The organism is Moraxella catarrhalis (genome assembly GCF_001632285.1).
In the GTDB taxonomy this organism is placed as follows: Bacteria; Pseudomonadota; Gammaproteobacteria; order Pseudomonadales; family Moraxellaceae; genus Moraxella; species Moraxella catarrhalis.
The window spans coordinates 272447-295031 of record NZ_LWAH01000013.1 but is presented as its reverse complement, the minus strand read 5'-3'; the positions used below and the strand labels follow the sequence as shown (position 1 = coordinate 295031).

The 22585-nt window shown below is 41.7% G+C and carries 19 protein-coding genes and 2 tRNA genes; 11 read left to right on the top strand and 10 right to left on the bottom strand.

The genetic code is table 11. The features are described 5' to 3' along the window. The first annotated feature begins 5 nt into the window (after positions 1–5). Positions 6–1706 carry a BCCT family transporter gene (locus A4U55_RS04490; RefSeq protein WP_063454060.1) on the top strand — a complete coding sequence of 567 codons (1701 nt, stop codon included), beginning with the start codon at positions 6–8 and terminating at the stop codon, positions 1704–1706. A 136-nt stretch (positions 1707–1842) separates the two neighbouring features. Next, entirely contained in the window at positions 1843–3090 is a 1248-nt protein-coding gene (locus A4U55_RS04485) for an AI-2E family transporter (RefSeq protein WP_003659110.1), read from the top strand. A 71-nt stretch (positions 3091–3161) separates the two neighbouring features. On the opposite strand, the gene A4U55_RS04480 is transcribed toward A4U55_RS04485, so the two are convergent. Further along, a complete protein-coding gene (locus tag A4U55_RS04480; protein ID WP_003660780.1) occupies positions 3162–3812 on the bottom strand; it encodes a hypothetical protein in 651 nt (216 codons plus the stop codon). 116 nt (positions 3813–3928) lie between these two features. On the opposite strand from A4U55_RS04480, the gene A4U55_RS04475 reads away from it, so the two are divergent. Continuing rightward, positions 3929–4363: an HIT family protein gene (locus A4U55_RS04475; protein ID WP_003671427.1), complete on the top strand. Its 435-nt coding sequence runs from the start codon at positions 3929–3931 to the stop codon at positions 4361–4363. A gap of 49 nt (positions 4364–4412) precedes the next feature. Here the strand turns inward: A4U55_RS04475 and A4U55_RS04470 are convergent, their stop codons facing one another. Then, positions 4413–5186, bottom strand: a complete 774-nt coding sequence (locus tag A4U55_RS04470) for a ferredoxin--NADP reductase (protein WP_003659117.1) — start codon at positions 5184–5186, stop codon at positions 4413–4415. A 193-nt stretch (positions 5187–5379) separates the two neighbouring features. Between A4U55_RS04470 and tsaA the strand changes: the two genes are divergently transcribed. Continuing rightward, positions 5380–6096, top strand: coding sequence for a tRNA (N6-threonylcarbamoyladenosine(37)-N6)-methyltransferase TrmO (tsaA, locus tag A4U55_RS04465; RefSeq protein WP_003659120.1), 717 nt, complete (start codon positions 5380–5382; stop codon positions 6094–6096). A 103-nt stretch (positions 6097–6199) separates the two neighbouring features. Here tsaA and A4U55_RS04460 read toward each other — a convergent pair. After that, a tRNA-Leu gene (locus A4U55_RS04460) sits at positions 6200–6286 on the bottom strand. 45 nt (positions 6287–6331) lie between these two features. Continuing rightward, positions 6332–6405 (bottom strand) — tRNA-Cys (locus A4U55_RS04455). Positions 6406–6781: 376 nt separating this feature from the next. Here A4U55_RS04455 and A4U55_RS04450 point away from each other — a divergent pair. From A4U55_RS04450 to A4U55_RS04440, 3 genes are read left to right on the top strand one after another with little or no spacing between them, the layout of a single operon-like run. Next, the gene (locus tag A4U55_RS04450) at positions 6782–8203 is read left to right on the top strand and encodes an efflux RND transporter periplasmic adaptor subunit (RefSeq protein WP_003659126.1); all 1422 of its coding nucleotides are present in this window, start codon (positions 6782–6784) and stop codon (positions 8201–8203) included. Positions 8204–8216: 13 nt separating this feature from the next. Then, the gene (locus A4U55_RS04445; protein ID WP_063454059.1) at positions 8217–11372 is read left to right on the top strand and encodes an efflux RND transporter permease subunit; all 3156 of its coding nucleotides are present in this window, start codon (positions 8217–8219) and stop codon (positions 11370–11372) included. A gap of 9 nt (positions 11373–11381) precedes the next feature. Then, positions 11382–12905, top strand: coding sequence for an efflux transporter outer membrane subunit (locus A4U55_RS04440; RefSeq protein ID WP_003659130.1), 1524 nt, complete (start codon positions 11382–11384; stop codon positions 12903–12905). 59 nt (positions 12906–12964) lie between these two features. On the opposite strand, the gene A4U55_RS04435 is transcribed toward A4U55_RS04440, so the two are convergent. Continuing rightward, complete coding sequence (locus tag A4U55_RS04435) at positions 12965–13633, bottom strand: TerD family protein (protein ID WP_003660770.1); 669 nt, start codon at positions 13631–13633, stop codon at positions 12965–12967. A gap of 187 nt (positions 13634–13820) precedes the next feature. Further along, the gene (locus A4U55_RS04430; protein ID WP_063454058.1) at positions 13821–15215 is read right to left on the bottom strand and encodes an FAD-binding oxidoreductase; all 1395 of its coding nucleotides are present in this window, start codon (positions 15213–15215) and stop codon (positions 13821–13823) included. Positions 15216–15488: 273 nt separating this feature from the next. Here A4U55_RS04430 and trhP point away from each other — a divergent pair, with 273 nt between their 5' ends. The 4 genes from trhP (at position 15489) to A4U55_RS04410 (ending at position 18876) form a co-directional block, all read left to right on the top strand. Continuing rightward, positions 15489–16898 (top strand): prephenate-dependent tRNA uridine(34) hydroxylase TrhP, encoded by a 1410-nt coding sequence (trhP, locus tag A4U55_RS04425; RefSeq protein ID WP_063454057.1) that lies wholly within the window; start codon positions 15489–15491, stop codon positions 16896–16898. Between the two features lie 14 nt (positions 16899–16912). Next, positions 16913–17896, top strand: coding sequence for a DNA (cytosine-5-)-methyltransferase (gene dcm, locus A4U55_RS04420; protein ID WP_003667745.1), 984 nt, complete (start codon positions 16913–16915; stop codon positions 17894–17896). A gap of 106 nt (positions 17897–18002) precedes the next feature. After that, on the top strand, positions 18003–18611 hold the full coding sequence (locus tag A4U55_RS04415) for a PDDEXK family nuclease (RefSeq protein WP_228706417.1): 609 nt from the start codon (positions 18003–18005) through the stop codon (positions 18609–18611). A gap of 4 nt (positions 18612–18615) precedes the next feature. Then, complete coding sequence (locus A4U55_RS04410; RefSeq protein WP_003659145.1) at positions 18616–18876, top strand: YfhL family 4Fe-4S dicluster ferredoxin; 261 nt, start codon at positions 18616–18618, stop codon at positions 18874–18876. Between the two features lie 93 nt (positions 18877–18969). On the opposite strand, the gene A4U55_RS04405 is transcribed toward A4U55_RS04410, so the two are convergent. From A4U55_RS04405 to A4U55_RS04390, 4 genes are all read right to left on the bottom strand, one after another. Then, the gene (locus A4U55_RS04405) at positions 18970–19416 is read right to left on the bottom strand and encodes a GatB/YqeY domain-containing protein (protein ID WP_003672929.1); all 447 of its coding nucleotides are present in this window, start codon (positions 19414–19416) and stop codon (positions 18970–18972) included. A gap of 25 nt (positions 19417–19441) precedes the next feature. Further along, positions 19442–20278 carry a 16S rRNA (cytidine(1402)-2'-O)-methyltransferase gene (gene rsmI / locus A4U55_RS04400; RefSeq protein ID WP_063454055.1) on the bottom strand — a complete coding sequence of 279 codons (837 nt, stop codon included), beginning with the start codon at positions 20276–20278 and terminating at the stop codon, positions 19442–19444. A 2-nt stretch (positions 20279–20280) separates the two neighbouring features. Then, positions 20281–20955: a ribosome biogenesis GTP-binding protein YihA/YsxC gene (gene yihA, locus A4U55_RS04395; RefSeq protein ID WP_003660759.1), complete on the bottom strand. Its 675-nt coding sequence runs from the start codon at positions 20953–20955 to the stop codon at positions 20281–20283. Between the two features lie 227 nt (positions 20956–21182). After that, entirely contained in the window at positions 21183–22484 is a 1302-nt protein-coding gene (locus A4U55_RS04390; protein WP_003659152.1) for a homoserine dehydrogenase, read from the bottom strand. Positions 22485–22585: the final 101 nt, after the last annotated feature.

Sequence of the window (22585 nt, the reverse complement as noted above, 5' to 3'; positions counted from 1 at the left end):
GGCTTATGAGTGCATCACAACCACCTTCTCATCAAAAAAATCATAAAGACATACAAATTATGAATCAAGGCGTTAAGATAAGTCGGTTTGGTGTTTTTCCAAAGGTTAGCGTCCCTGTCTTTGCCGTTTCTGCTTTTTTGGTCATAGCATTTATGCTGTATGGTGCGATATTTAGTGAACAAGCAGGGCAAGTATTTGGACAAATGCAGCAATTTATCAGCCAAAATTTTGGTTTTGGGCTGGTGATTTTGATGAATCTTGCTTTGGCATTTTGTGTATATTTGGCATTAAGTCGCTATGGTGATATTCGGCTCGGGCATCAAACCGAAGTGCCAGCGTACAGTTTTGGTTCATGGATTGGCATGCTATTTTCAGCAGGTATTGGCATTGGGCTTTTATATTGGGGTACTGCTGAGCCTTTATATCACTTTGCCGCACCGCCTAGAGCCGAACCTGAGACGGTTAATGCAGCCGTTGAAGCGATGCAAATTTCATTTTTGCATTGGGGGCTACATGCGTGGGCAGTGTATGCGGTGGTTGCATTATCTTTGGCATATTTTCACTATCGCCGAGGATTGCCGCTGTCTGTGCGTTCGGTATTATTTCCATTGATTGGTAAACGCATTTATGGTGGCTGGGGTCATACGGTTGATATCTTGGCGGTATTTGGCACGATGTTTGGTGTGGTGACCTCTTTGGGTCTTGGCGTAATGCAGCTTGAGACAGGATTGGCGCAACTATGGGGCGTGACACCAAGTTTAACACTAAAACTAGGATTAATCGCTGGGATTACGGTATGTGCGGCACTGTCGGTGATGGCGGGGCTTGATAAGGGCGTAAAACGCTTAAGTGATATTACCATCTTAGCTACCTTGGCGATGCTTGCTTTTATGATTTTGGCAGGTCCAACACGGTTTATTTTTGACAGCTTTATTGAAAATATTGGCAACTATGCAGGCAATCTGATTACGCTTGGGCTTTGGAATGAAGCTTATGTTGATACAGATTGGCAATCATCTTGGACCATCTTTTATTGGGCATGGTGGGTAAGTTGGTCGCCATTTGTGGGGATTTTTATTGCGCGCATTTCTCGAGGTCGTACCATTCGTGAGTTTTTATTTGGGGTGCTGTTTGTGCCGATGCTACTTTTATTTTTATGGTTTACAACTTTTGGCGGCGTAGCGGTTCATATGGAGATGCTTGGGTCGTATGGTTTTGTTGAAGCGGTTCAAGCTGATTACGGCAGTGCTATTTTTAGATTCATTGAACATTACCCATTCACCAAAGGCTTGATGGTTGTGATTATGATTATGATTGTGTTATGGTTTGTCACATCAGCAGACAGTGCAAGCTTGGTGGTGGATATGTTGACGGCTGGCGGTGAAACAGATCCACCAAAAATTCAAAGGTTATTTTGGGTAACCTCTGAAGGTATTATTGCAGCGGTTTTATTGGCAGCTGGTGGACTTGGTGTATTGCAGGCGGCGGCGATTGTGGCAGGATTGCCGTTTGCGATTGTGGTTTTTGTGATGATGTATTGTCTGTGGCGTGGTTTGGGTCGTGATCGCTTGACGCTGTACCGCAATAGCCAGTGGTACATCACCGAAGAATCCGCTGAGCATAATTCTCAAAATGAAATGATCGATGAGTATCTTTTAAAAGGGCCGTTACCCTTGCCTAAATCAGACCAATCAACTCAATCATAATCACTATAACAGTCATTGATAAAGGCGGCTTGATAAAGACATCAAGCCGCCTTTTTTATGTTGATGAATGATGATATGATAAACACAATTTTAAAGATGAATAAAACTTTAGTAAATAAAGTCTAATGGCAAATCTATGAATACACAAGAACAAAAGTCGTTTATTTTTATGACGGTAGCGGTCGTCTTGATGCTACTGAGTTTTTATTATTTAATACATGTTTGGCTGATTGTTTTTGCTTCAATTTTAATGGCGGTTTGGCTGTTAAGTTTGGTTGAATATCTAACTTTGATACCTTGGGTTGGTCAATATCTCAAAAAACTACCACATGGTATTTTATTAACAATGGTTTTGATGGGGCTTGTGGGGGTTTTGTCCACCTTGGCGGCACTGTTTGGGCATGAGTTGGCACTTCAACTAGAAAACTTAAAATTATTGGTGCCACAAGCATTTGAATATATGAACCAATATTTAACCCAGTATTTACAAACCCATCCTGCTGTTTATGAATGGCTGGCAGGCTTGGAATGGGCAAGAGAGCTAAGAGATAATCCGCAGCAATTTTTGACACGGTTTAGTGATGGTGCGATGGCGTATCTACCAACTTATTTGGGCGGTATGGTCAGCGGTATGGGAACTTTGGTCGTAATTACAATTATTGGACTATTTTTGGCAATTTCTCCATCTGTTTATCGCCGAAGCTTTGTGGCGATGGTACCAAAAGACAGCCGAGATAAGGCAGAATATTTGTTAGACCGTAGCTATCGTTCTATGCAGCAGTGGTTATTAGGGCAGCTGGTTGTGATGGCGTTTGTTGGCATTGCCACAGGGATAGCACTTTGGTTGATGGGCATTCCTTTTGCCTTAGCCTTGGGATTTATTGCCTTTTTACTGGACTTTGTGCCTGTTTTGGGCCCTTGGTTATCAGCCATACCGATTTTATTATTAACTTTAATTGTCTCACCAAAAATGTTGTTATGGGTGGCATTGATGATTGTTGTGGTGCAGCAGCTTGAAAGCTATGTCATCTCACCGATTGTCCAAAATCGTATGGTAGATTTGCCACCAGTGGCATTGCTGTTATCTCAGGTTATTATGGGTTCAATCACAGGCATTTTGGGCATTGCTTTGGCAACACCATTGATGGTTATGGTAATTGTTTGGGTTCAGGTGTTGTACATTAAATTTACTTTAGGCGATTATGCAGTGCGTATTTTGGATCAAAATGAAAGCCAAATGCAGGCTGACCCCTTTGGTGATTGGGAAGCTTATCAAAAAAAGCAATCTATTGAAGAAAACCCATCGCTTAAGCGTCGCTTACAGTTAATGCGTCAAAAAAGACAAGCCAAAGCCGCTCAAATCAAAGATAATCTCTCAGAATAATCAATGAATAATTAGGCATATCTATGCTGGTTATTAAAAATTCATTGTCAGCTAGGGCTTATAAAAATGGCTTATCGTTGGGCTGCGGTGATGGTTTCGATGATTGCATCATTTAAATAACCAATGGCATCAAGATTGGTATGCTTTAGGGTATTGATTGCATGGGTTGTGGCTAATGAATGGCTATTTGGTAGGCGTATATAACCGCCTTGTGCATGCATTGTCAGTATGTTATCTTCCAAATCAATGCTCACCAAATCGTAATTTGTATGTTTAAATAAGACATTCACATTACCTGTCATCTGCCAGCGGGCCGCTTCTTGATGGATGAGTGTTTGTTTATCACCATAGGCAACTTGGGCGGGTTTGGCAGTATTGGTAAAGTGAGTATGAATTGCCAACGATAATGCATCACATGCAATCACTGCCGTACCTTTTAGTTTGATATGCCAAGCTTTGGCGATGCTTGCATGTGGCAGCCCAAGCAATTTTTCTGCTTCATCGGCGGTCATCGGTGTATTCATGTGCTTTAAAAGCTGGGGGGTGAGAGGTATGCGTGCTTTTAACTCATCAGCCAATTGGTCATAATGTGCTAAAAACATTTGCGGTAAATCAAAATCAATGGTTAACTGAGCCAGTTTAACATTATGGATACGAAAGGTAAAACCTGTATCATTAAAAATATTTTGTAGTAAAATTAAAGTTTTATCGGTCTTGTTCATCTTAGTGCATCATCTTAAAACCCATACTATAGCATAAATTTACGACAAAATCCGAGCAAATACCAGCCAAGCTGTGCTAAAATAAGGTGACCATATCACTAACTCAGGAGGATATTATGACAACGCATTATGACGATAGTAATATTTTTGCTAAGATTTTAAGGGGCGAGTTGCCTTGCCATCGGGTCTATGAAGATGATCAGACTTTGGCATTCATGGATATCATGCCAGTGGCTGTTGGGCATGTGTTGGTCATTCCAAAGTATCCAGCAGTTGAGTTGTCGGATTTGCCATTACAATATGCTCAAGCGGTCATTGCCACCGCTCAAAAAGTCATGAAAGCGCAAAGGCAAGTTCTACAAACACAAGGCATCACTCAAGTGCAGATAAATCACCCCGAAGCAGGTCAGTCAGTGCTGCATTATCATATGCATCTTGTGCCAGCACACTTTAGTGACATTGCCAAACATGAAGCCAAACATGAATCGGTATCTGCCAATCCAGATGAGTTGGCACAATTAGCTGCACAATTATCCGAGGCAATTAATTAAAAAATAAAAAGCCAAATCCTTGGGATTTGGCTTTTTTGATGAAAGTTAATTAACCAACAAACGCGCGTTCAACGACATAATCGGCAGGCTCACCCATACGGGGCGACACCGTCAGACCAAGCTCATCTAAGATGGCAGCAGTATCGGCATTCATCGCCATACTGCCACAAATCATCACACGGTCATCGTCTTTATTCATCACTGGTAAACCAATGTCATCAAACAGTTTGCCTGATTTTATCAAATCAGTGACACGACCAGTATGATGAAATTCATCACGAGTGACGGTAGGGTAGTAGATGAATTTTTCACGAATCCATTCGCCAAAAATCTCATCATTTGGTAGCTGATTTTCAAAAAAATCACGATAAGCCAAATCATTGACATGACGCACGCCATGTACCAAAATCACCTTTTCAAAACGCTCATATACCTCAGGGTCACGGCACAATGATAAAAATGGTGCAAGTCCTGTGCCTGTGGCAAGCATATACAAATGTTTACCAGGTAATAAGTCATCAAGCACCAAAGTACCAGTCGGTTTTTTACTGATTAATAATTCATCACCAACTTGAATGTGTTGCAGGCGAGAAGTCAGCGGACCATCGGGCACTTTAATTGAAAAAAATTCAAGCTCCTCTGCCCAGTTTGGGCTGGCAATCGAGTAAGCACGCGCCAAGGGTTTGCCATCAACCATGATACCAATCATGGCAAATTCACCATTACGAAAACGCAAGCTATCGCCACGGGTGGTCTTGATGGTAAATAAACTGTCATTCCAATGATGTACATAAGTGACGGTTTCTGTGATAAACTTTGACATAAAATTTCTCTGATTGTGATGATGTTTTGGTATCGGCAGATGATTACAGCAGCCGATGGGATAATTATTTTTTGTATGATAATGAATTTTACCCAGTTGTTTTAGGGTAATTTTGGAATAAGCAGCCTTTATTTTAGCATAAACCAGTTTTACATAAACGAAAAAATTTTAGCACAAATAAGAAAAATTCTCTATGACTATGATAACTTTTCCCATTATTGGTTACCATCATTCACCCCTAACGCAAAAATTTGGCATACCAAGACAGCCCAATCTTGTTCAAGTATCCAGTCATATTGAATTTGTGCCACCTTATGATAATGTGGCTGCTTTTGAGGGCATTGAAAATTATAGCCACTTGTGGATTATTTGGCAGTTTCATCATAATCGACCCCAAGCTAACTTTCGTCCACAAGTGAGGCCACCAAGATTTGGCGGTAATGCTAAAATGGGCGTCTTTGCAACCCGCAGCATGTATCGACCTTCACCTTTGGGGTTGTCGGTAGTCCGTCTAGAGCGTCTTGAGGTGATTAATCATAAAGTTAGGCTGTATATCATTGGCGCAGATATGGCGGATGGTACGCCAATTTTTGATATCAAGCCTTATTTGGCTTTTTCTGATAGTATCACCGATGCCATCAGTCAGCAGATAGACACGCCATCCATGCGTAAAACTGCCATAGATACCAAGGCTAAACAGGTGTTTGATGGGCTTATTAGGCAAGGTGTGTTAGAGGATGCTGATGTTCAGATTATCCAAGGTCTTATCGCTCAAGACCCAAGGCCTGCTTACCGTCAAGATGAGGTGGGCACCATTTTTGCTTTGCGTTATGATGGCGTGGATGTGGATTTTTTGATGAATGAGACAGGCGTGCTTATGATTGTTGGGGTTCGCTTGATTGGGTCTTAAAATGCATTCATCACCCTAAATAATTGCACAATTCAAAAAAACCGCTAAAACCCAATCAGATTTAGCGGTTATTTGTTGAATTTGGTAATACCAAAGATAATGATGGTGCCCGAGGCCGGACTCGAACCGGCACACTCGTAAGAGCGAGGGATTTTAAATCCCTTGTGTCTACCAATTTCACCACTCGGGCAAAGCATTTTGCAAAAGTATGCTTTAGGTCTTTGCTGAATTACTTTGGAGGCTGGAGTCGGAATCGAACCGGCGTACACGGAGTTGCAGTCCGCTGCATGACCACTCTGCCATCCAGCCATTCAAGTGATGCTATCTTACCAAAAATTTTTAAAATTACAAGCAAAATTTTTAAAAATTTTCAAAAATGTGCCAAGTCTATGTCATTGCTCATAAAAAAGTATCAATTGCAAGACACAAATTTGACAACTTACCCAAAATATCTCAAAAAAATCTCACTGTTTTGGCGTTAAAATCAGCTATAATAAGAAATTTGGTTATTTTATATTTGTCCTTAAATGTTAGGAAAATCCTAGCCAAGATAGGGTGGTTTTTAAGGGTTTGCTTGATTTTGTGTCTAAGAGAATTTTGCGGTTATGGCAGTTATGTTTATCAATGCCAAGTTAGCAGATCCATAAAATTATTCATTCAGTTTTAAAGTTTAAAGTGGGTTATCATGAAATTAAATCTAACAGCAGTGCTGGTCATTGGGCTGATGACCAGTATGGGCGTGCTGACGGCGTGCAGTCAACAGGACGATACCAGCGTGCAGCAACAAATGCCAAATCCGACGGTAGATGTTCAAACCATTATGCTCGAAACTGTGCCAGTGATTCAAAGTTTTGCAGGGCGTGTTGCCGCCATTGAGACTTCAGAGGTTCGCCCGCAGGTGACGGGCATTATTGATGAAGTACTGTTCTATGAAGGTAGTATGGTGCAGGCAGGACAGCCTTTATATCGGATTAATGTCGATAGCTATACCAGCCAAGTGCAAGCAGGTGAAGCAGCGGTTCAAAACGCTGAGGCGGCTGTCGGTAATGCCGAGGCCACACGAGCATCAGCTCAAGCAAATTTAGCCGCTCAAGAAGCCAATTTGGCTCAGGCACGGGCAGATGTCATGCGACTTGAGGGCTTATTGGAGGTTGAGGCGATCTCTCGTCAAGCTTTTGACCAAGCAGTAACCGCCATGCGAACTGCTGAAGCGAATGTTTTGGCTGCCAGAGCGGCAGTTGCGCAGGCAGATGCTAATATTCACAGTGCAACAGCATCCGTGCAAAGTGCACGCGCCAATCTAAACGCAAGCCAACTGGATGCAGGTCGTACCATTGTCAAGGCACCCATCAGTGGTGTAACGAGCATCTCAGCGGTGACAGCAGGTGCACTGGTATCCGCCAATCAGCCAACACCATTGGTGACAATTAATCGGTTGGATGAAGTGTATGTGGACATCAGCCAGTCTTCAACCCAAATGCTAAGATTGCGTGAACAGATTGAGTCTGGTCAAGTAGGTCAAGGTGGTGCAGATGTTCAACTGGTGCTTGAAGATGGTCAAACTTATCCAATCTTAGGACAATTATTGCTTGCCAATGCACAAGTGGATACAGCCACGGGCAACATGACCTTACGCGCTGTGTTCCCAAATCCTGATGGTAAGCTTATACCGGGTATGTTTGTTAATGCTCGCTTAATTCAAAGTGTGGTGCATGAAGCAGCTTTATTGCCACAATCAGCGATCATGCGTACACCAAAAGGCGAAACCCAAGTTTATATCGTTAACGCAGATAACAAAATCGAGATTCGCACGGTAACGACAGCAGGTACTTATCATGGTAATTGGATTGTAACAGGTGGTATTAATTCTGGTGATCGTGTTGTGATTATTGGCGGCAGTAAAGTTAAGCCAGACCAAGAGGTTAATGTGCGAGAACTGCCAGCTGCCAGCAGTGAAGCAAATGCTGATATCAGCACGCCACCGCCTTCTAAACCAAGTACTGTTAACTCAAACATTCCAATGGCAAGACCACAAAGTGATACGACGGTTGCCAACTTATCCGCCGAAGAACAAGCTGCGATGAACGCTGCTGACGAAACCAAGTAAATAAAGGTATAGCATGTCTCGTTTTTTTATACATAGACCGATTTTTGCTTGGGTGATTGCAATTCTCATCATGCTGGTCGGTATTTTGGCAATTAATAATTTGCCGATTGAACAATACCCAAAAATTGCACCGCCTCAAGTAAAGGTGCGTGCCGTCTACCCAGGTGCTGATGCTGAGACGGTTGAAAACTCGGTCACGCAGATCATCGAGCAGCAGATGAAAGGGATTGATGGACTGATGTACATGTCATCAAATTCATCAGCGGCAGGGTCTGCCTCTGTGACTTTAACATTTGAAAATGGCACTGATCCAGATACTGCCCAAGTACAAGTACAAAATAAATTACAATCTGCCATGAGTTCATTGCCTGAAACAGTACAACGCACGGGTTTGAATGTTGAAAAATCTGCCAGCGATTTTTTGATGGTGACAGCTTTTGTGTCTGAAGATGGCAGTATGGATCAGTCAGATATTGCCGACTATGTTGCAACCAGTATTGTTGATCCTATCAGCCGTGTGGAGGGCGTCGGTGGTACTAATGTGTTTGGTTCATCTTATGCCATGCGTATTTGGCTTGATCCTGCCAAATTGCGTGCCTACAACTTGATACCGTCAGATGTCTCATCTGCCATCAGATCCCAAAATGTTCAGGTTTCAGCAGGACAATTAGGCACTTTGCCAACCAATACTGACCGTGTGGTGATTAATGCGACCGTCAGCGTACAAAGCTATCTGCAAACACCAGAGCAGTTTGAAGATATCTTATTAAAAACAGATACTGCAGGCGCTCAAGTACGCATCAAAGATGTTGCTCGTGTCGAGCTTGGTAGTGAAAATTACCAATTTAGAGCTCAGTATAACGGTCAAGCAGCATCAGGCCTTGCCATTATGCTTGCACCAGGTGCTAATGCACTTGAGGTGCGTGAAGCGGTGGGCGTGCGATTAGATGAGCTGTCGCAAAATTTCCCAACAGGCCTAAAAATGGTCGTGCCTTATGACACAACACCATTTGTTCGACTGTCAATTACACAAGTTGTATATACGCTGTTAGAAGCAGTTGTACTGGTTTTTTTGGTGATGTTCTTATTTTTACAAAACTGGCGAGCGACAATCATTCCAACTTTGGCAGTGCCAGTGGTCATTTTAGGGACTTTTGCGGTATTATCGGTGTTTGGGTATAGTATTAATATCTTAACCATGTTTGCGATGGTACTTGCCATTGGTCTTTTGGTGGATGATGCGATCATTGTTGTTGAAAATGTTGAGCGGATTTTGGAAGAAAATCCATCTATCCAAGTGATGGATGCCACCATTCAATCGATGCGTGAGATTAGTAAGGTTGTTATTGGTATTGCACTGATTTTATCGGTGGTTTTTGTACCGATGATTTTCTTTGGTGGATCCTCAGGCGTGATTTATCGTCAGTTTGCGGTTACTTTGATGACCAGTATGGCACTGTCTGCATTTATTGCACTTGTGTTTACACCAGCTTTGTGTGTGACCATTTTAAAGCGTCAAGCACATAAAGATATCAACATTCAAACAGGATTTTTTGGTTGGTTTAACCGCTTTTTTTATCAAACCAGTCGTCGTTATGAAAACTTTATTGGTAAAACTTATGCCTCAAAATTGGCGTATTTAGCAGTATATACTGGCATTGTGGCGGTTATGGCATTGATCTTTATGCGACTGCCAAGCTCATTTGTACCTGAAGAAGATCAAGGTGCGGTCATGACTTTGGTGCAACTGCCAGCAGGTTCAACACTTGATAAGACCAATGCGGTGATGGATAAACTGGCAAATTATTATCATGATAAAGAAACGGATAACATCGAATCGGTGTTTACGATTTCTGGATTTGGCTTCATGGGCAGCGGCCAAAATTCTGGTATGGCATTTATCAAACTCAAAGACTGGGATGAGCGAGCAGGCAGTGAAAATACCGCTCAAAGTATTGCACGCCGAGCAATGGTGATGAATATGATGATCCCAGAGGCAAGTCTGATTTTTCCAATCGCACCGCCGCCAATCCAAGGCTTTGGTAATACCAGCGGCTTTGATTTACAATTAAAAGATGTTGGCGGTGTAGGTCATGAAGCCCTGCTGGATGCACGCAATCAGCTGATGGGTATGGCGATGCAAAATCCAGCGATTGCCTCGATTCGCCCAGGTGGTCAAGAGGATGCACCCAAACTAAAAGTTGACATCAATCAGGCACAAGCAGCCGCTTATGGCGTACCTTTGACAGCGATCAATGATACCATTGCACAAGCGTGGGGAGGCAGCTATGTGAATGATTTCATTGATCGTGGACGCATCAAAAAAGTCTACATCCAAGGTGAGCCAGACAGCCGTGTGGTGCCTGAGGACATCAATCGCTGGTATGTGCGTAATCAATCTGGTGAGATGGTGAGCTTTGGTGCTTTTTCTGGCAGTCAATGGGAATATGGCAGCCCAAGTTTGGCGCGTTATAATGGTGTGTCTTCGATGGTGTTGACTGGCAGTGCTGCCCTAGGTGTGAGTACAGGCGATGCCATGGAGGCGATGGCACAAATGGCATCACAGCTGCCTGCTGGCATTGATTTTGAGTGGACAGGTCTGTCGCTTGAGCAACAAAAATCAGGGGGTCAAGCACCAATACTATATGCCTTATCAATTTTGGTGGTTTTCTTGTGTTTGGCAGCACTGTACGAAAGTTGGTCTGTGCCTTTTGCGGTCATTTTGGTCATTCCTTTGGGGGTAATTGGCTCTTTATTACTCACAAAAATCCATGGGCTTGCTAATGATGTATACCTACAAGTTGCCCTATTGACTGTGATAGGTTTATCGGCAAAAAATGCCATTTTAATCATTGAATTTGCCAAAGAAATCCAAGAATCTGGTCAAACGCTCAAAGCGTCAATCATGATGGCGGCGCGTATGCGTCTGCGTCCAATCATCATGACCTCGCTTGCTTTTGGTGTGGGTGTTGTGCCACTATATATTGCCACAGGTGCAGGTTCAGGCAGTCAAAACGCTGTTGGTACGGGGGCTTTGGGTGGGGTGTTGACATCGACATTCTTGGGGATATTTTTTATCCCAATGTTTTATGTTTGGGTGCGTACGCTATTTCCCTATAAGCCAAAAGCTCAGCCTGTAACCCATGCTAAATCTCATGAACATGTTTAAGGATTGATTATGAAAATCTCTACAACTGCACGTATCTTGACGCTCTCAGCGCTGGCGATTGGCATGGCAGCTTGTAGTAGCATTCCAAAGAAAATTGACACATCGGCACCGATTTTGGCGGTGCCTAATGTGCCTATGAAGGATGGCTATCAAGTCTATGATGCTGACACCATCAGTGTGGCGCAGGCACCAAGCGTGGCATCACTACGCTGGCAGGAATTTTATACAAATCCTAAACTTGCAGCTTTGATTGAGCTTGCTTTACAAAATAACAAAGACTTGCAATCTGCGGTCTTAGCCGTGCAATCAGCCCGTGCTCAATATCAAATTACCGAAGCTGGCAGCGTGCCACAAGTCGGCTCAAATACCAGTGTGACACGCCAAGCGAATAACCGTATCGATGCCAATGCTTCAACCAATTATCATGTTGGGCTTGCGATGAGTGGTTATGAGCTGGATTTATGGGGCAAAGTTGCCAGTCAAAAACAGCAAGCACTACATCAATATTTGGCAACCAACGCCGCCAAAGACGCCGTTCAGATTTCAATCATCTCAAGCGTCGCCCAAGGTTACGTTAACTTAGCTCACGCTTTGGCTCAAAGGCAGCTGGCTGAGCAGACGCTAAAAACCCGTGAACATGCGATGATGATTACCCAAAAGCGTTTTGAAGCGGGGATTGATTCTAAGTCGCCAAGTCTACAAGCAGCAAGTTCACTTGAGTCAGCACGATTGGCAGTATATGCAGCAGATACCAGTATCTTAAAAGCCAAAAATGCGTTACAGCTGCTGATTGGTCGTCCTGTACCAAACGAGCTACTACCAGCGATAGATGCCAGTATGCATATGGGTCATATTACCACACAGACATTGTTTAGTGCAGGTTTGCCCAGCGAGCTTTTATATTATCGCCCAGATATTATGCAGGCTGAGCATCGCCTAAAAGCAGCAGGTGCAAATATCAATGTGGCACGCGCTGCTTATTTTCCGTCGATTCGTTTATCATCTAATGTGGGATTTAGTAGTAACAGTTTGAATAACTTATTTGAATCAAGTGCTTTGGGCTGGTCTTTTGGGCCTGCGATTAGCTTGCCTATCTTTGATGCAGGCAGTCGCCGTGCCAATCATGAGATGGCGCAAGTTGCTCAGCAGTCGGCATTGGTGGATTATGAAAAAGCCATTCAAAATGCCTTTAAAGAAGTGTCGGATGTTTTAGCTGAGCGTGCAACTTTAGGCTTGCGTCTTGATGCTCAGATTCGCCTTCAGGATAATTACCGTCAAACTTATGATATCGCTTATGCAAGATTTCGTTCTGGATTGGATAATTATCTGACGGTACTGGACGCCGAGCGGTCTTTATTTATTAATCAGCAAAATATACTACAGCTTGAGCTTGCCAAGTTAGTCAGCCAAATCCAGCTATACCAAGCATTGGGCGGCGGTGCAAGCTTAACTGCTGAGCAAATCACAGAATTTAATCGTCAGCGTGAAGCCATGCGTCCAGCCATGCTGATGGATGACGAAAAATCCCAATAGGCTGATAATCACCCAACAACCCAATATACCAACCAAGATATTGGGTTGTTGGGCATCAATTACCACCGTTTAGATTGTGCAGATTGAATGTGGGTTGTTACTGCATTTGTGAGCGTATCAAGTGATTTATCAGAAAGCTTGGTAAGTTTGATGTCGACCATCGGTGCACTTAACTCCCAATCTCCACGATAACAAGATAATTGCCAAGCCGCCAATGATTGGCAGTCTGGTTCGATTTGGTCAAAGCTGATACTAAATGCCTTAGGCGTTTCTTTATCACCAAAGTATAGCATGCCTTTTTTGGCTTTTTGTAGCGGTTGATTGTGATAACTACTCAGCACAAAAACCAAATGATGTGCCTCTTTGAGCAATTTATCCAATTTGATTTGAATTTGTTCTTGCTGAATTAGACTATCGTCAAAGCTTTTAGCACCTACCAAGGCATCGCCATGATGGCGAATAGATTCATTGGCATTACGCAAATTACCATACCAAATCGTCTCCAAGATATTAAATGCCTTATCATAAACAAAGCAAGATAAATCAATATCCATCGCCACAGGCGCCTCATCTGCTAAGGGCAGTTTGGCAAGTAAGGCAGATAGCCCTTGTTTTTCAAGGCTGGTAAAGTGGTAGCTCACCCCCACGGTCACAGTATGACCAAGTTGATGCTCACGAATCTTGATTGGGTCAAAATATTCTTTTAAGATATGAGTATTGGTTGACATAAGGTAATTTTATCCATTTAAGTGAAAAGTTCATCATACCTTATCCACATCAGAGTTTTAAGTGTTGGTATGCAGATTGGTTGATAAAAGGGGCAATTTTAACAAAAAACCTAAACAGACCGTACAAATACAAGCAAAAATTCTCAAAGTAATCAGGCTGTTATGGGTAGGTTGATTGTTGGGTCAATTAATCAAAAATCTTCCCAGGGTTGATGATTCCATTGGGGTCAAATACCGCTTTGATGGCTTTCATATAATCAATCTCAGTCTGGGTGCGTGTGTAGGTTAGATATGGCTTTTTGGTCATGCCAACGCCATGTTCAGCCGAGATAGAACCTTGATATTTTTGCACGGTATCAAACACATAAGTATTGACCGTTTGGCATGTTTCAAAAAATTCATCTTTGGTCAAATTGGCAGGTTTTAGAATATTTAAATGTAAATTGCCATCGCCAATATGGCCAAACCAACAGATTTCAAAGTCGGGATAATTGGCTGTGACGATGTGTTCAATATCGCTGATAAAGTCTGCCAAATGGCTGATTAATACTGAAATATCGTTTTTATAAGGGGTGAATGCCGAGATGGTCTCAGAGATGCTTTCACGCAATTTCCAAAGTTCTTGAAGTTGCCCAATACTTTGGCTCATCACACCATCAACAATTAGCCCCTCTTCGGCACATTGCTCAAACACGCCCATCGCCAAATCTAGCACATCATCATTGATGGCCTCAAATTCTAGTAGTACATAAAAGGGTGCTTGGCTCTCAAAGGGTGCTTTGGTATGACCTGCGGCGATGACTTTATCAACAGCCAGTTGGTCAAAAAATTCAAATGCTGTTAAAGTCAATGCTTGACCAAATTGAGCCAGTAAAGTCACCACACTGTTAAACTCTGTCACGCCAAGCACCATGGCGGTTAGATTGATTGGCTGTTTTTCAAGTTTGATTAACGCCTTGGTAATAAAACCAAGTGTTCCTTCTGCACCGATGAATAAATGGCGAAAATCATAGCCTGTGGCATTTTTTAGCATACCGCCATTTAAAGTTAAAATATCCCCTTTGCCTGTAACAACGGTGAGACCTAAGATTTGATCTCGTGTCATACCATAACGGATAACCTTAATACCACCAGCATTGGTGCTGATATTGCCACCAATTTGGCTAGAACCTGATGAAGCAAAATCGACGGCATAATACAAACCTTGATTTTTGGCAAATTCTTGTAATGATTGAGTGATGACACCAGCGTCAACCTCAACCATACGGTCCGCTTCATAAAACTGACCAATTTGGTTCATTTTATCAAAACTTATCACCACCTCGCCTTTTGTCGCCACCGCTGCAGCGGATAGACCAGTGCGACCACCACTTGGCACTAAGGGGGTTTGATGTTCATTGGCCAATTTGACAATCACAGACACTTCTTCAGTTGTTTTTGGAAAAATGACTGCTTGGCAATGAGTATCAAAATGCACTGTCCAATCACGCCCCCAATGCTGGGTAGATTCGGTATCAGTTTTGATGCTTAAAGTGGGCAGAGTATTTGATAATGCTTGTAAAAATGCGTGATGTGGATTCATGCTCTTCTCAAAATTTTGGGTAAAAAACTAATCTAAACTACCATCAGTGTATAAAAGGTAAATCATACAAAATATAACTGTATCATAGCAGATTATCAAGTGATTTTAAAACATTCTTAAAAAACGGTTCTATAAACCACCTTAGAAAATAATCTTAATAAAATAATTAAATTAAATTAAATTAAATATAATTTTGGTGATGATACAACCCTAAAAGTAGAAAAATTTGCTATAATACAAATAATTTTGACCATAAAAAAAAGAGCATTCATTATGACCTCCCCAATCGCCCAAAAATCTGAACTGCTTTGTCCTGCTGGCACATTTAAGAACATGCAATATGCTTTTGCTTATGGGGCAGATGCGGTGTATGCAGGGCAAGCCCGTTACTCTTTGCGGGTGCGTAACAACGACTTTGATGAAGAAAATTTGGCAAAAGGCATTGCCTACGCCCATTCGCTTGGCAAAAAGTTTTATGTGGTGGTGAACATTCAAGCACACAACGCCAAATTAAAAACCTTTATTGAAGACATTCGCCCTGTCATTGAAATGAAACCTGACGCGCTTATCATGTCCGATGCTGGCATGATTATGATGGTGCGAGAAGCTTTCCCCAATCAAGTCATTCACCTGTCAGTACAAGCCAATGCCGTGAACTGGGCAACGGTGAAGTTTTGGCAGCAGATGGGCATTAGCCGTGTGATTTTAAGCCGTGAATTATCACTCAAAGAAATTGAGCAAATCATCAAAGAAGTGCCTGACATGGAGGTTGAAGTTTTTGTGCATGGGGCGCTGTGCATGGCGTATTCTGGGCGGTGCTTGCTCTCTGGCTATATCAACAAACGAGACGCCAACCAAGGCACTTGCACCAATGCCTGTCGCTGGAATTACAACACTTATAAAGCGGTGGAGAATGAAACAGGCGATATCGTCCCTGCCAACCCAGAAGTGTTCGTCCCCAGTCAAGGCGAGATTAGCAATGTCAACCTAAATGGCGATGTCGTCATGGACGATGATTATGTAGAAAAACCGTCCGATGAGGTTGTACTCATTGAAGAACAAGGTCGCAAGGGTGAGCTGATGGCGATGTATGAAGACGAACATGGCACTTATATCATGAATTCAAAAGACTTGCGTGCGGTGGAGCTGGTGCCTGATTTGGTCAATATGGGCGTGCATTCGTTGAAGATCGAAGGGCGTACCAAGTCGCATTATTATGTGGCACGCACCGCTCAGGTCTATCGCCGTGCCATTGATGATGCTTTGGCAGGCAAGCCATTTGATACCAGTCTCATCACTGCGCTTGATGGGCTTGCCAACCGTGGTTATACCGAAGGATTTTTACGCCGTCATGTGCATTCTGATTATCAAAATTATGACTACGGCTCATCAAAAACTGACCATCAACAATTTGTGGCAGAAGTGTTGGATATTTCAGATGACTTTTTGACCTTAGAGATTAAAAACAAACTCATGGTCGGCGATGACATTGAGATTATGACCCCAAAAGGCAATTTAACCTACACGCTTGCCAAAATGTGGGATAAAAAAGGCAATGCCATAGATGGTGCGTTGGGGTCGGGGTGGATTGCCAAAATCAAAAACCCATTTAGCGACATCTGTGATGATGAGCTAAAATTCGCCCTTGTGATGAAAAGCGTGAGTGAGGCGATTTATAGCTAAGCGGTGATTGTTATATGCAGTTAAAATTTATGGATTTTTGTTCTGGCATAGGTGCAGGGCGTCTGGGTCTAGAAAATGCAGGCATGTGCTGTGTTGCTCATAGTGAAATTGATTTGAATTCTGACCTAACCTATCAATTATTTTTTAATGATTACTCAAATTTGGGGGATTTAACCCAACTAAATTCAGATGACTTACCTGATTTTGATGTGATGCTTGCTGGGTTTCCTTGTCAAACTTTTTCCATTGTTGGAAAAAGAGCAGGGCTTGATGATAACCGTGGGCAAATTATTTATTATCTGACAGATATTTTAAAGCAAAAAAAAGTCTCTTTTTTTATCTTAGAGAATGTCAAAGGGTTAATTAATCACAATAAAGGTAAAACACTGAACTTTATCTTATCATTATTGTCAGAAGCTGGCTATGATGTGTATCATCAAGTATTAGACAGCCAATATTATGGCGTACCACAAATGCGCCAACGGGTTTATTTTGTCGGCATCAGAAAAGATATTAAGCACATGCCTTTTAAATTTCCACAACCAATTTTATCAAAACCGATTGATGACTTTTTAAGTGATGATAGGGATTATGAATTTGATGTCAATAATCCCACTTTTCAAAAATACCTAGCCAGCAAATATAACAAAAATCAATACAATATTGAAGAAATTTTAAAAAATGACCATAACATCATTGATTGGCGACAATCAGATTTGCGCCTTTATGATAAAAAAGTTCCAACACTAAGAACAGGTAGGCATGGTATTTTATATACCAAAAATGGTACACTTCGTAAATTAAGTGGTTATGAAAGTTTATTATTGCAAGGATTTTCAAAGCAGCTTGCCAAAAAAGTCATAGAACACAAATTACCTGATGGTAAAATACTCTCGCAGGCAGGCAATGCCATGACTGTTACAGTCATTGAACAGATTGGCAAACAATTATTAAAATCTATTGGTGAGCAAGATGAACAACAAGCAAAACTTGATTGATTTGGGTTCACAAACTGCCAAAAATGGTTTCAAAAATGAAGAAGGCATTTGTGCTAAATTTAATCACTGGCAATCTGATGAGATTGCTCAGAAGTGGCTTGTTATTATGGGCTATGATTTATCACAAATTAAGAGCGTAAAAGCAGTTATTTTATCTGGATATAAGGCAGATATTAATTTACAAGTTTTTGTATTCTATAAAGAAGTGGTAGATATTAAAAATATTCAAGTCAAATTGGTTAGTAATAAAAAAGGTTTTAACCAAATTGATAAACGATGGGTAAAATCCTATCAAGAACTTTGGCATTTTGATGACAACATTGGTCAACTATTAAGATATTTTACAGGTGAATTAAAAAAAGGCAGTAAAAAACGACTTTTAATGAATGAATTTACTGACAATGAACAAATCATGTTATTAAATTGGTTTAAAAATAATAAAATCTTAGTACTGAGCGATATATTGCGTGGGCGAGGTGAGTTTAGTGCTGAATGGATGTTGGTTGCTCAAAAATTATCTCAAAATTCTCGTTGGGCTTTAAAAAATATTAATGAAGTTTTGCAACACTATGGCGATGGTGATGTGGTGATTTCACCTAGGGGTTCATTAAAAATTGGAAGGGTAACCATGCAAAGAAAAGGTGGGGATAATGGACGACCAACTGCCAATATGCTTCAGTTTAAGATTGACCCAGCAGAATTATTTGAGATTTAAAGTTATGGCACTAAAAATTACCACCGACTGTATCAACTGTGACATCTGTGAACCAGAGTGTCCCAATGATGCCATCAGTTATGACCAAAAAGGGCAAAAGACTTATGTCATCAACCCTGATTTATGCACCGAATGCCTAGGCTTTTATGATGAACCGACCTGTGATAAGGTCTGCCCCATTGACTGTATCATCAAAGATGATAGCCGACCTGAAACCCCTGATGAGTTAATGGCAAAATATAAGCGGATTTGGGGAAAATCATAAAAATAAATCTTTTAAAGTAAACCAACTTTAAAGTAAACCGATTAAAAAGCGTACCCATTAGTACGCTTTTAATGTTTTGGTGGTTGTTTATTGCTATGCCGTCAGTGCTTTTTTGACCAATCCTGAAATGATGGCAGGGTCAGCTTGACCGACGGTCTTTTCTTTAACTGCATTCATCACGCGTCCCATATCTTTCATGCTATTGGCTTCAAGCTCAGTAATAGTCGCAGCGATGATATCATTCAGCGCCGCTTCATCAAGTTGAGCAGGTAGAAACTGCCCAATTACCTCAATTTCAAATTTTTCTTTGGCTGCCAAATCATCTCGACCATTAGCTTGATAAATATCCAATGATTCTTGACGCTGTTTGATTTGCTTTTGTAACAGCTCAAGCACAGCATTATCATCTAAAGTTGTCTGATGATCAATCTCTACTTTTTTGATGGCGGCTTGTACATTACGCAGGATTTTTACCACTTCCATCTCTCGAGCTTTCATAGAAGATTTGATGGTTTGGGTTAATGAGTCTTTTAAAGTCATGACAGTTTTCCTTTAATGGGGTTGATTAAGTATGGTTTTGTAGGGCTAACAGCCGATCATATACGGTCGTTTTTTTTAATCCAAGTACATCTGCAACAATGCTGGCAGCTTTTTTGGGCGGTAACTCTTTGGCGATGGCAAGAAGCCACGCATCATAATCCGTGCTTTGGTGTACTGTGTCATCACATCCTGCAACCACCACGACAATTTCACCTTTTTGTTGATTGCTGTCATTTTGGACAAATTGGACAAGCTCACCTAAGGGCAGCTTTTTGATGGTTTCAAAGGTTTTGGTCAGCTCACGACATAAAGTTGCTTCACGAGTTGCCCCAAAAACAGTCATCATGTCAGTTAAGGAGTCAACGATGCGGTGTGGTGCTTCATAAAATATTAAAGTTTGTGTGCAGGCTTGCCAGTGTTGCAAGGCTTTAAGTCGTCCATGCGACTTGGCGGGCAAAAATCCAGCAAAAGTAAATCGGTCTGAGGGCAGTCCTGCCACCGAAAGGGCGGCTATCGCTGCACATGCACCCACAATAGGCACTGTATTGATACCGTGTTCGTGAGATGCCTTGACCAATCGATATCCAGGGTCAGAGACCAAGGGTGTCCCTGCGTCGCTAATGAGTGCAACAGACTGACCAGAGTTTAATTTTTCAATTAGGTGTACGGTTTGCTTATCGGCATTATGTTCATGATAAGCAATCGTTGGCGTGGTGATATTAAAATGCTTTAGCAATTTGGATGAAGTACGAGTATCCTCACAAGCGATGAGATTGACGGATTTTAGTGTGCTGATGGCGTGTTCTGTCATGTCTGATAAGTTGCCAATTGGCGTGCTAACAATGTATAAAGTACCATTCATGATTATTCATTCTCACCAAAAATATCTGTATTGCTGGGTGATAGATGATGCTTGTCAGAAGGTGTTAGGTGTAGCCAATCACCAAGCACCAAAGCAAGCTCATCCATACCCTCTTTTTTAAGTGCAGAAAACAACTGAATACTAAAAGGTAAGTCCAATACTTCTAGCTGTTTTTTTGTTGCTAACAAGGCGGATTTTTGTGCGCCTCGCTTAAGCTTATCAGATTTTGTGAGTAAAACATGAACAGGTAATTTGCCATCTTTTGCCCAGTGTAACATTTGTTCATCAAAATATTTAAGTGGATGGCGGATATCAGTCATCAAAACCAGACCTGCCAAGGATTGGCGAGATACCAGATAGTCTTCAAGTTCTTTTTGCCATTTGATTTTCATGCTTTCAGGTACAGCGGCATAACCATAACCAGGCAAATCCACGATGCGTGCTTGTTCATCACCCACCATAAAAAAGTTAATCATTTGGGTTCGTCCTGGTGTTTTTGACGAACGAGCAAGTTGTTTTTGGTGTGTGATGGTATTGATGGCAGAGGATTTACCAGCATTGGAGCGGCCAGCAAATGCCACCTCAAAGCCTGTATCTTCAGGGCATAGTTTAAAGGTGGGAGCGGACAATAAAAACTTAGTTTGGTGAATTTGTTTTAATATCTCTTGGCTGTTCATATCAGTTAATCGTTAAACATAATATTTAAGTGTACCATGAAAGATTAAAAATAGCGATATGAGCCTAGGGCGATGCGTGTTAAATTTCAGGCAAACCATCTATTTTTTTTAATGATGATAAAAAATGGCCATTTAAAAAATAGCCATTTAAGTGACATATTAAGCTTAAAAATGAATGTAAAAAGATGACTGGTATCTTTTTTACAAGGCAAATAGACAACCACGCTTTATTCTAAGCTTTCTAGGCGAATACGCACAACAGGTTCAACCACCGCCCCGAGTGCTTCAATTTGGCGGATAGCGGCATTCATTTGTTTTTCTAAGACAGGTAGTGTTAAAATAATCACTGGTACTAAGCCTGATTTATGGGCATCACGCTGTAAAATGGCATCGATATTAATACCATTATCACTTAAAATGCGAGTTGTGTCTGCCAAAACACCAACTTCATCTTTGACCGTTAAACGCAAGTAATAACCCGATGTCATCTCATCGGCAGGTAAAATACCAATATCAGACAGCTCTTCGGGAATAAATGCCAAATGTGGTACATCGCTTGGTGTGGCGGCATTGATGACATAAATCAAATCCATCACATCAGCCATAACTGCTGATGCGGTTGCACCTGCACCTGCACCATCACCATAATACAGTGATTGACCTAAGGGGTGAGCATCAATCATAACGGCATTTTTGACGCCATTAACATTGGCAAGCAGTGCTTGCGAAGGAATAAGTGTAGGATGAACACGAAGTTCAATGCCATGATCACGGCGGATAGCAAAGCCTAAATGCTTGATCGTATAGCCAAGCTCTTTGGCATAGATGACATCTTGTAAGCCGATCTTGGTAATGCCTTCGCAATAAACTTTATCAAACTGTACAGGAATACCAAAGGCGATAGATGCCAATAGGGATAATTTATGTGCCGCATCAATCCCTTCAACATCAAAAGTTGGGTCAGCTTCTGCATAACCAAGCGCTTGAGCTTCAACAAGTACTTCGTCAAATTTACGATTTTTTTGTTGCATCTCTGTCATGATAAAGTTGCCAGTACCATTGATGATACCAGTGAGCCAGTCAATTTTATTTGCCGCCAACGCTTCTCGGACAATTTTGATGATTGGGATACCACCTGCAACAGCCGCTTCATAGCGTACTTGGACGCCATGCTCTTCAGCCAATCTAAAAATCTCATTACCATGTTTGGCAAGTAAAGCCTTGTTGGCGGTTACAACATGTTTTTTGTGGCGAATGGCATGCGTGATGACTTCATAGGCAATATCTGTACCGCCAATCACCTCAATCACGATATCCACATCCTTCGCCTCTGCAATGGACATTAAATCAGCAGTTTGATTGATACTTGGGTCGATATCATGGCGATGACGGCGAGTCCCTGCGTGTGTTATCACAAGCTGATGACCGCTACGGCGAGCAAGCTCATTGACATTATCTTTAATAAGGTTTAATACGCCAGTACCGACAGTACCCAAACCCAGTACGGCAAGATTGATGGTATTATTCACAAAATACTCCGCTATCGGAATGTTAATTTTGATACATTTGGCGATAAAAAGACCACCAAACTCTGAAAAAAGCGTTTATAATCAGTGCTGATATGTTCAAT

Excerpts from the sequence above, each read along its gene's own strand:
- A4U55_RS04435 (WP_003660770.1), bottom strand. The coding sequence starts at position 13,633 with ATGTCAACCAATACTCATATCTTAAAAGAATATTTTGACCCAATCAAG.
- A4U55_RS04470 (WP_003659117.1), bottom strand. The coding sequence starts at position 5,186 with ATGTCAAAGTTTATCACAGAAACCGTCACTTATGTACATCATTGGAAT.
- A4U55_RS04450 (WP_003659126.1), top strand. The coding sequence starts at position 6,782 with ATGAAATTAAATCTAACAGCAGTGCTGGTCATTGGGCTGATGACCAGT.
- dcm (WP_003667745.1), top strand. The coding sequence starts at position 16,913 with ATGCAGTTAAAATTTATGGATTTTTGTTCTGGCATAGGTGCAGGGCGT.
- A4U55_RS04490 (WP_063454060.1), top strand. The coding sequence starts at position 6 with ATGAGTGCATCACAACCACCTTCTCATCAAAAAAATCATAAAGACATA.
- rsmI (WP_063454055.1), bottom strand. The coding sequence starts at position 20,278 with ATGAATGGTACTTTATACATTGTTAGCACGCCAATTGGCAACTTATCA.
- A4U55_RS04445 (WP_063454059.1), top strand. The coding sequence starts at position 8,217 with ATGTCTCGTTTTTTTATACATAGACCGATTTTTGCTTGGGTGATTGCA.
- A4U55_RS04475 (WP_003671427.1), top strand. The coding sequence starts at position 3,929 with ATGACAACGCATTATGACGATAGTAATATTTTTGCTAAGATTTTAAGG.
- A4U55_RS04485 (WP_003659110.1), top strand. The coding sequence starts at position 1,843 with ATGAATACACAAGAACAAAAGTCGTTTATTTTTATGACGGTAGCGGTC.
- A4U55_RS04440 (WP_003659130.1), top strand. The coding sequence starts at position 11,382 with ATGAAAATCTCTACAACTGCACGTATCTTGACGCTCTCAGCGCTGGCG.
- A4U55_RS04405 (WP_003672929.1), bottom strand. The coding sequence starts at position 19,416 with ATGACTTTAAAAGACTCATTAACCCAAACCATCAAATCTTCTATGAAA.
- trhP (WP_063454057.1), top strand. The coding sequence starts at position 15,489 with ATGACCTCCCCAATCGCCCAAAAATCTGAACTGCTTTGTCCTGCTGGC.
- yihA (WP_003660759.1), bottom strand. The coding sequence starts at position 20,955 with ATGAACAGCCAAGAGATATTAAAACAAATTCACCAAACTAAGTTTTTA.
- A4U55_RS04480 (WP_003660780.1), bottom strand. The coding sequence starts at position 3,812 with ATGAACAAGACCGATAAAACTTTAATTTTACTACAAAATATTTTTAAT.
- tsaA (WP_003659120.1), top strand. The coding sequence starts at position 5,380 with ATGACTATGATAACTTTTCCCATTATTGGTTACCATCATTCACCCCTA.
- A4U55_RS04430 (WP_063454058.1), bottom strand. The coding sequence starts at position 15,215 with ATGAATCCACATCACGCATTTTTACAAGCATTATCAAATACTCTGCCC.
- A4U55_RS04410 (WP_003659145.1), top strand. The coding sequence starts at position 18,616 with ATGGCACTAAAAATTACCACCGACTGTATCAACTGTGACATCTGTGAA.
- A4U55_RS04415 (WP_228706417.1), top strand. The coding sequence starts at position 18,003 with ATGGGCTATGATTTATCACAAATTAAGAGCGTAAAAGCAGTTATTTTA.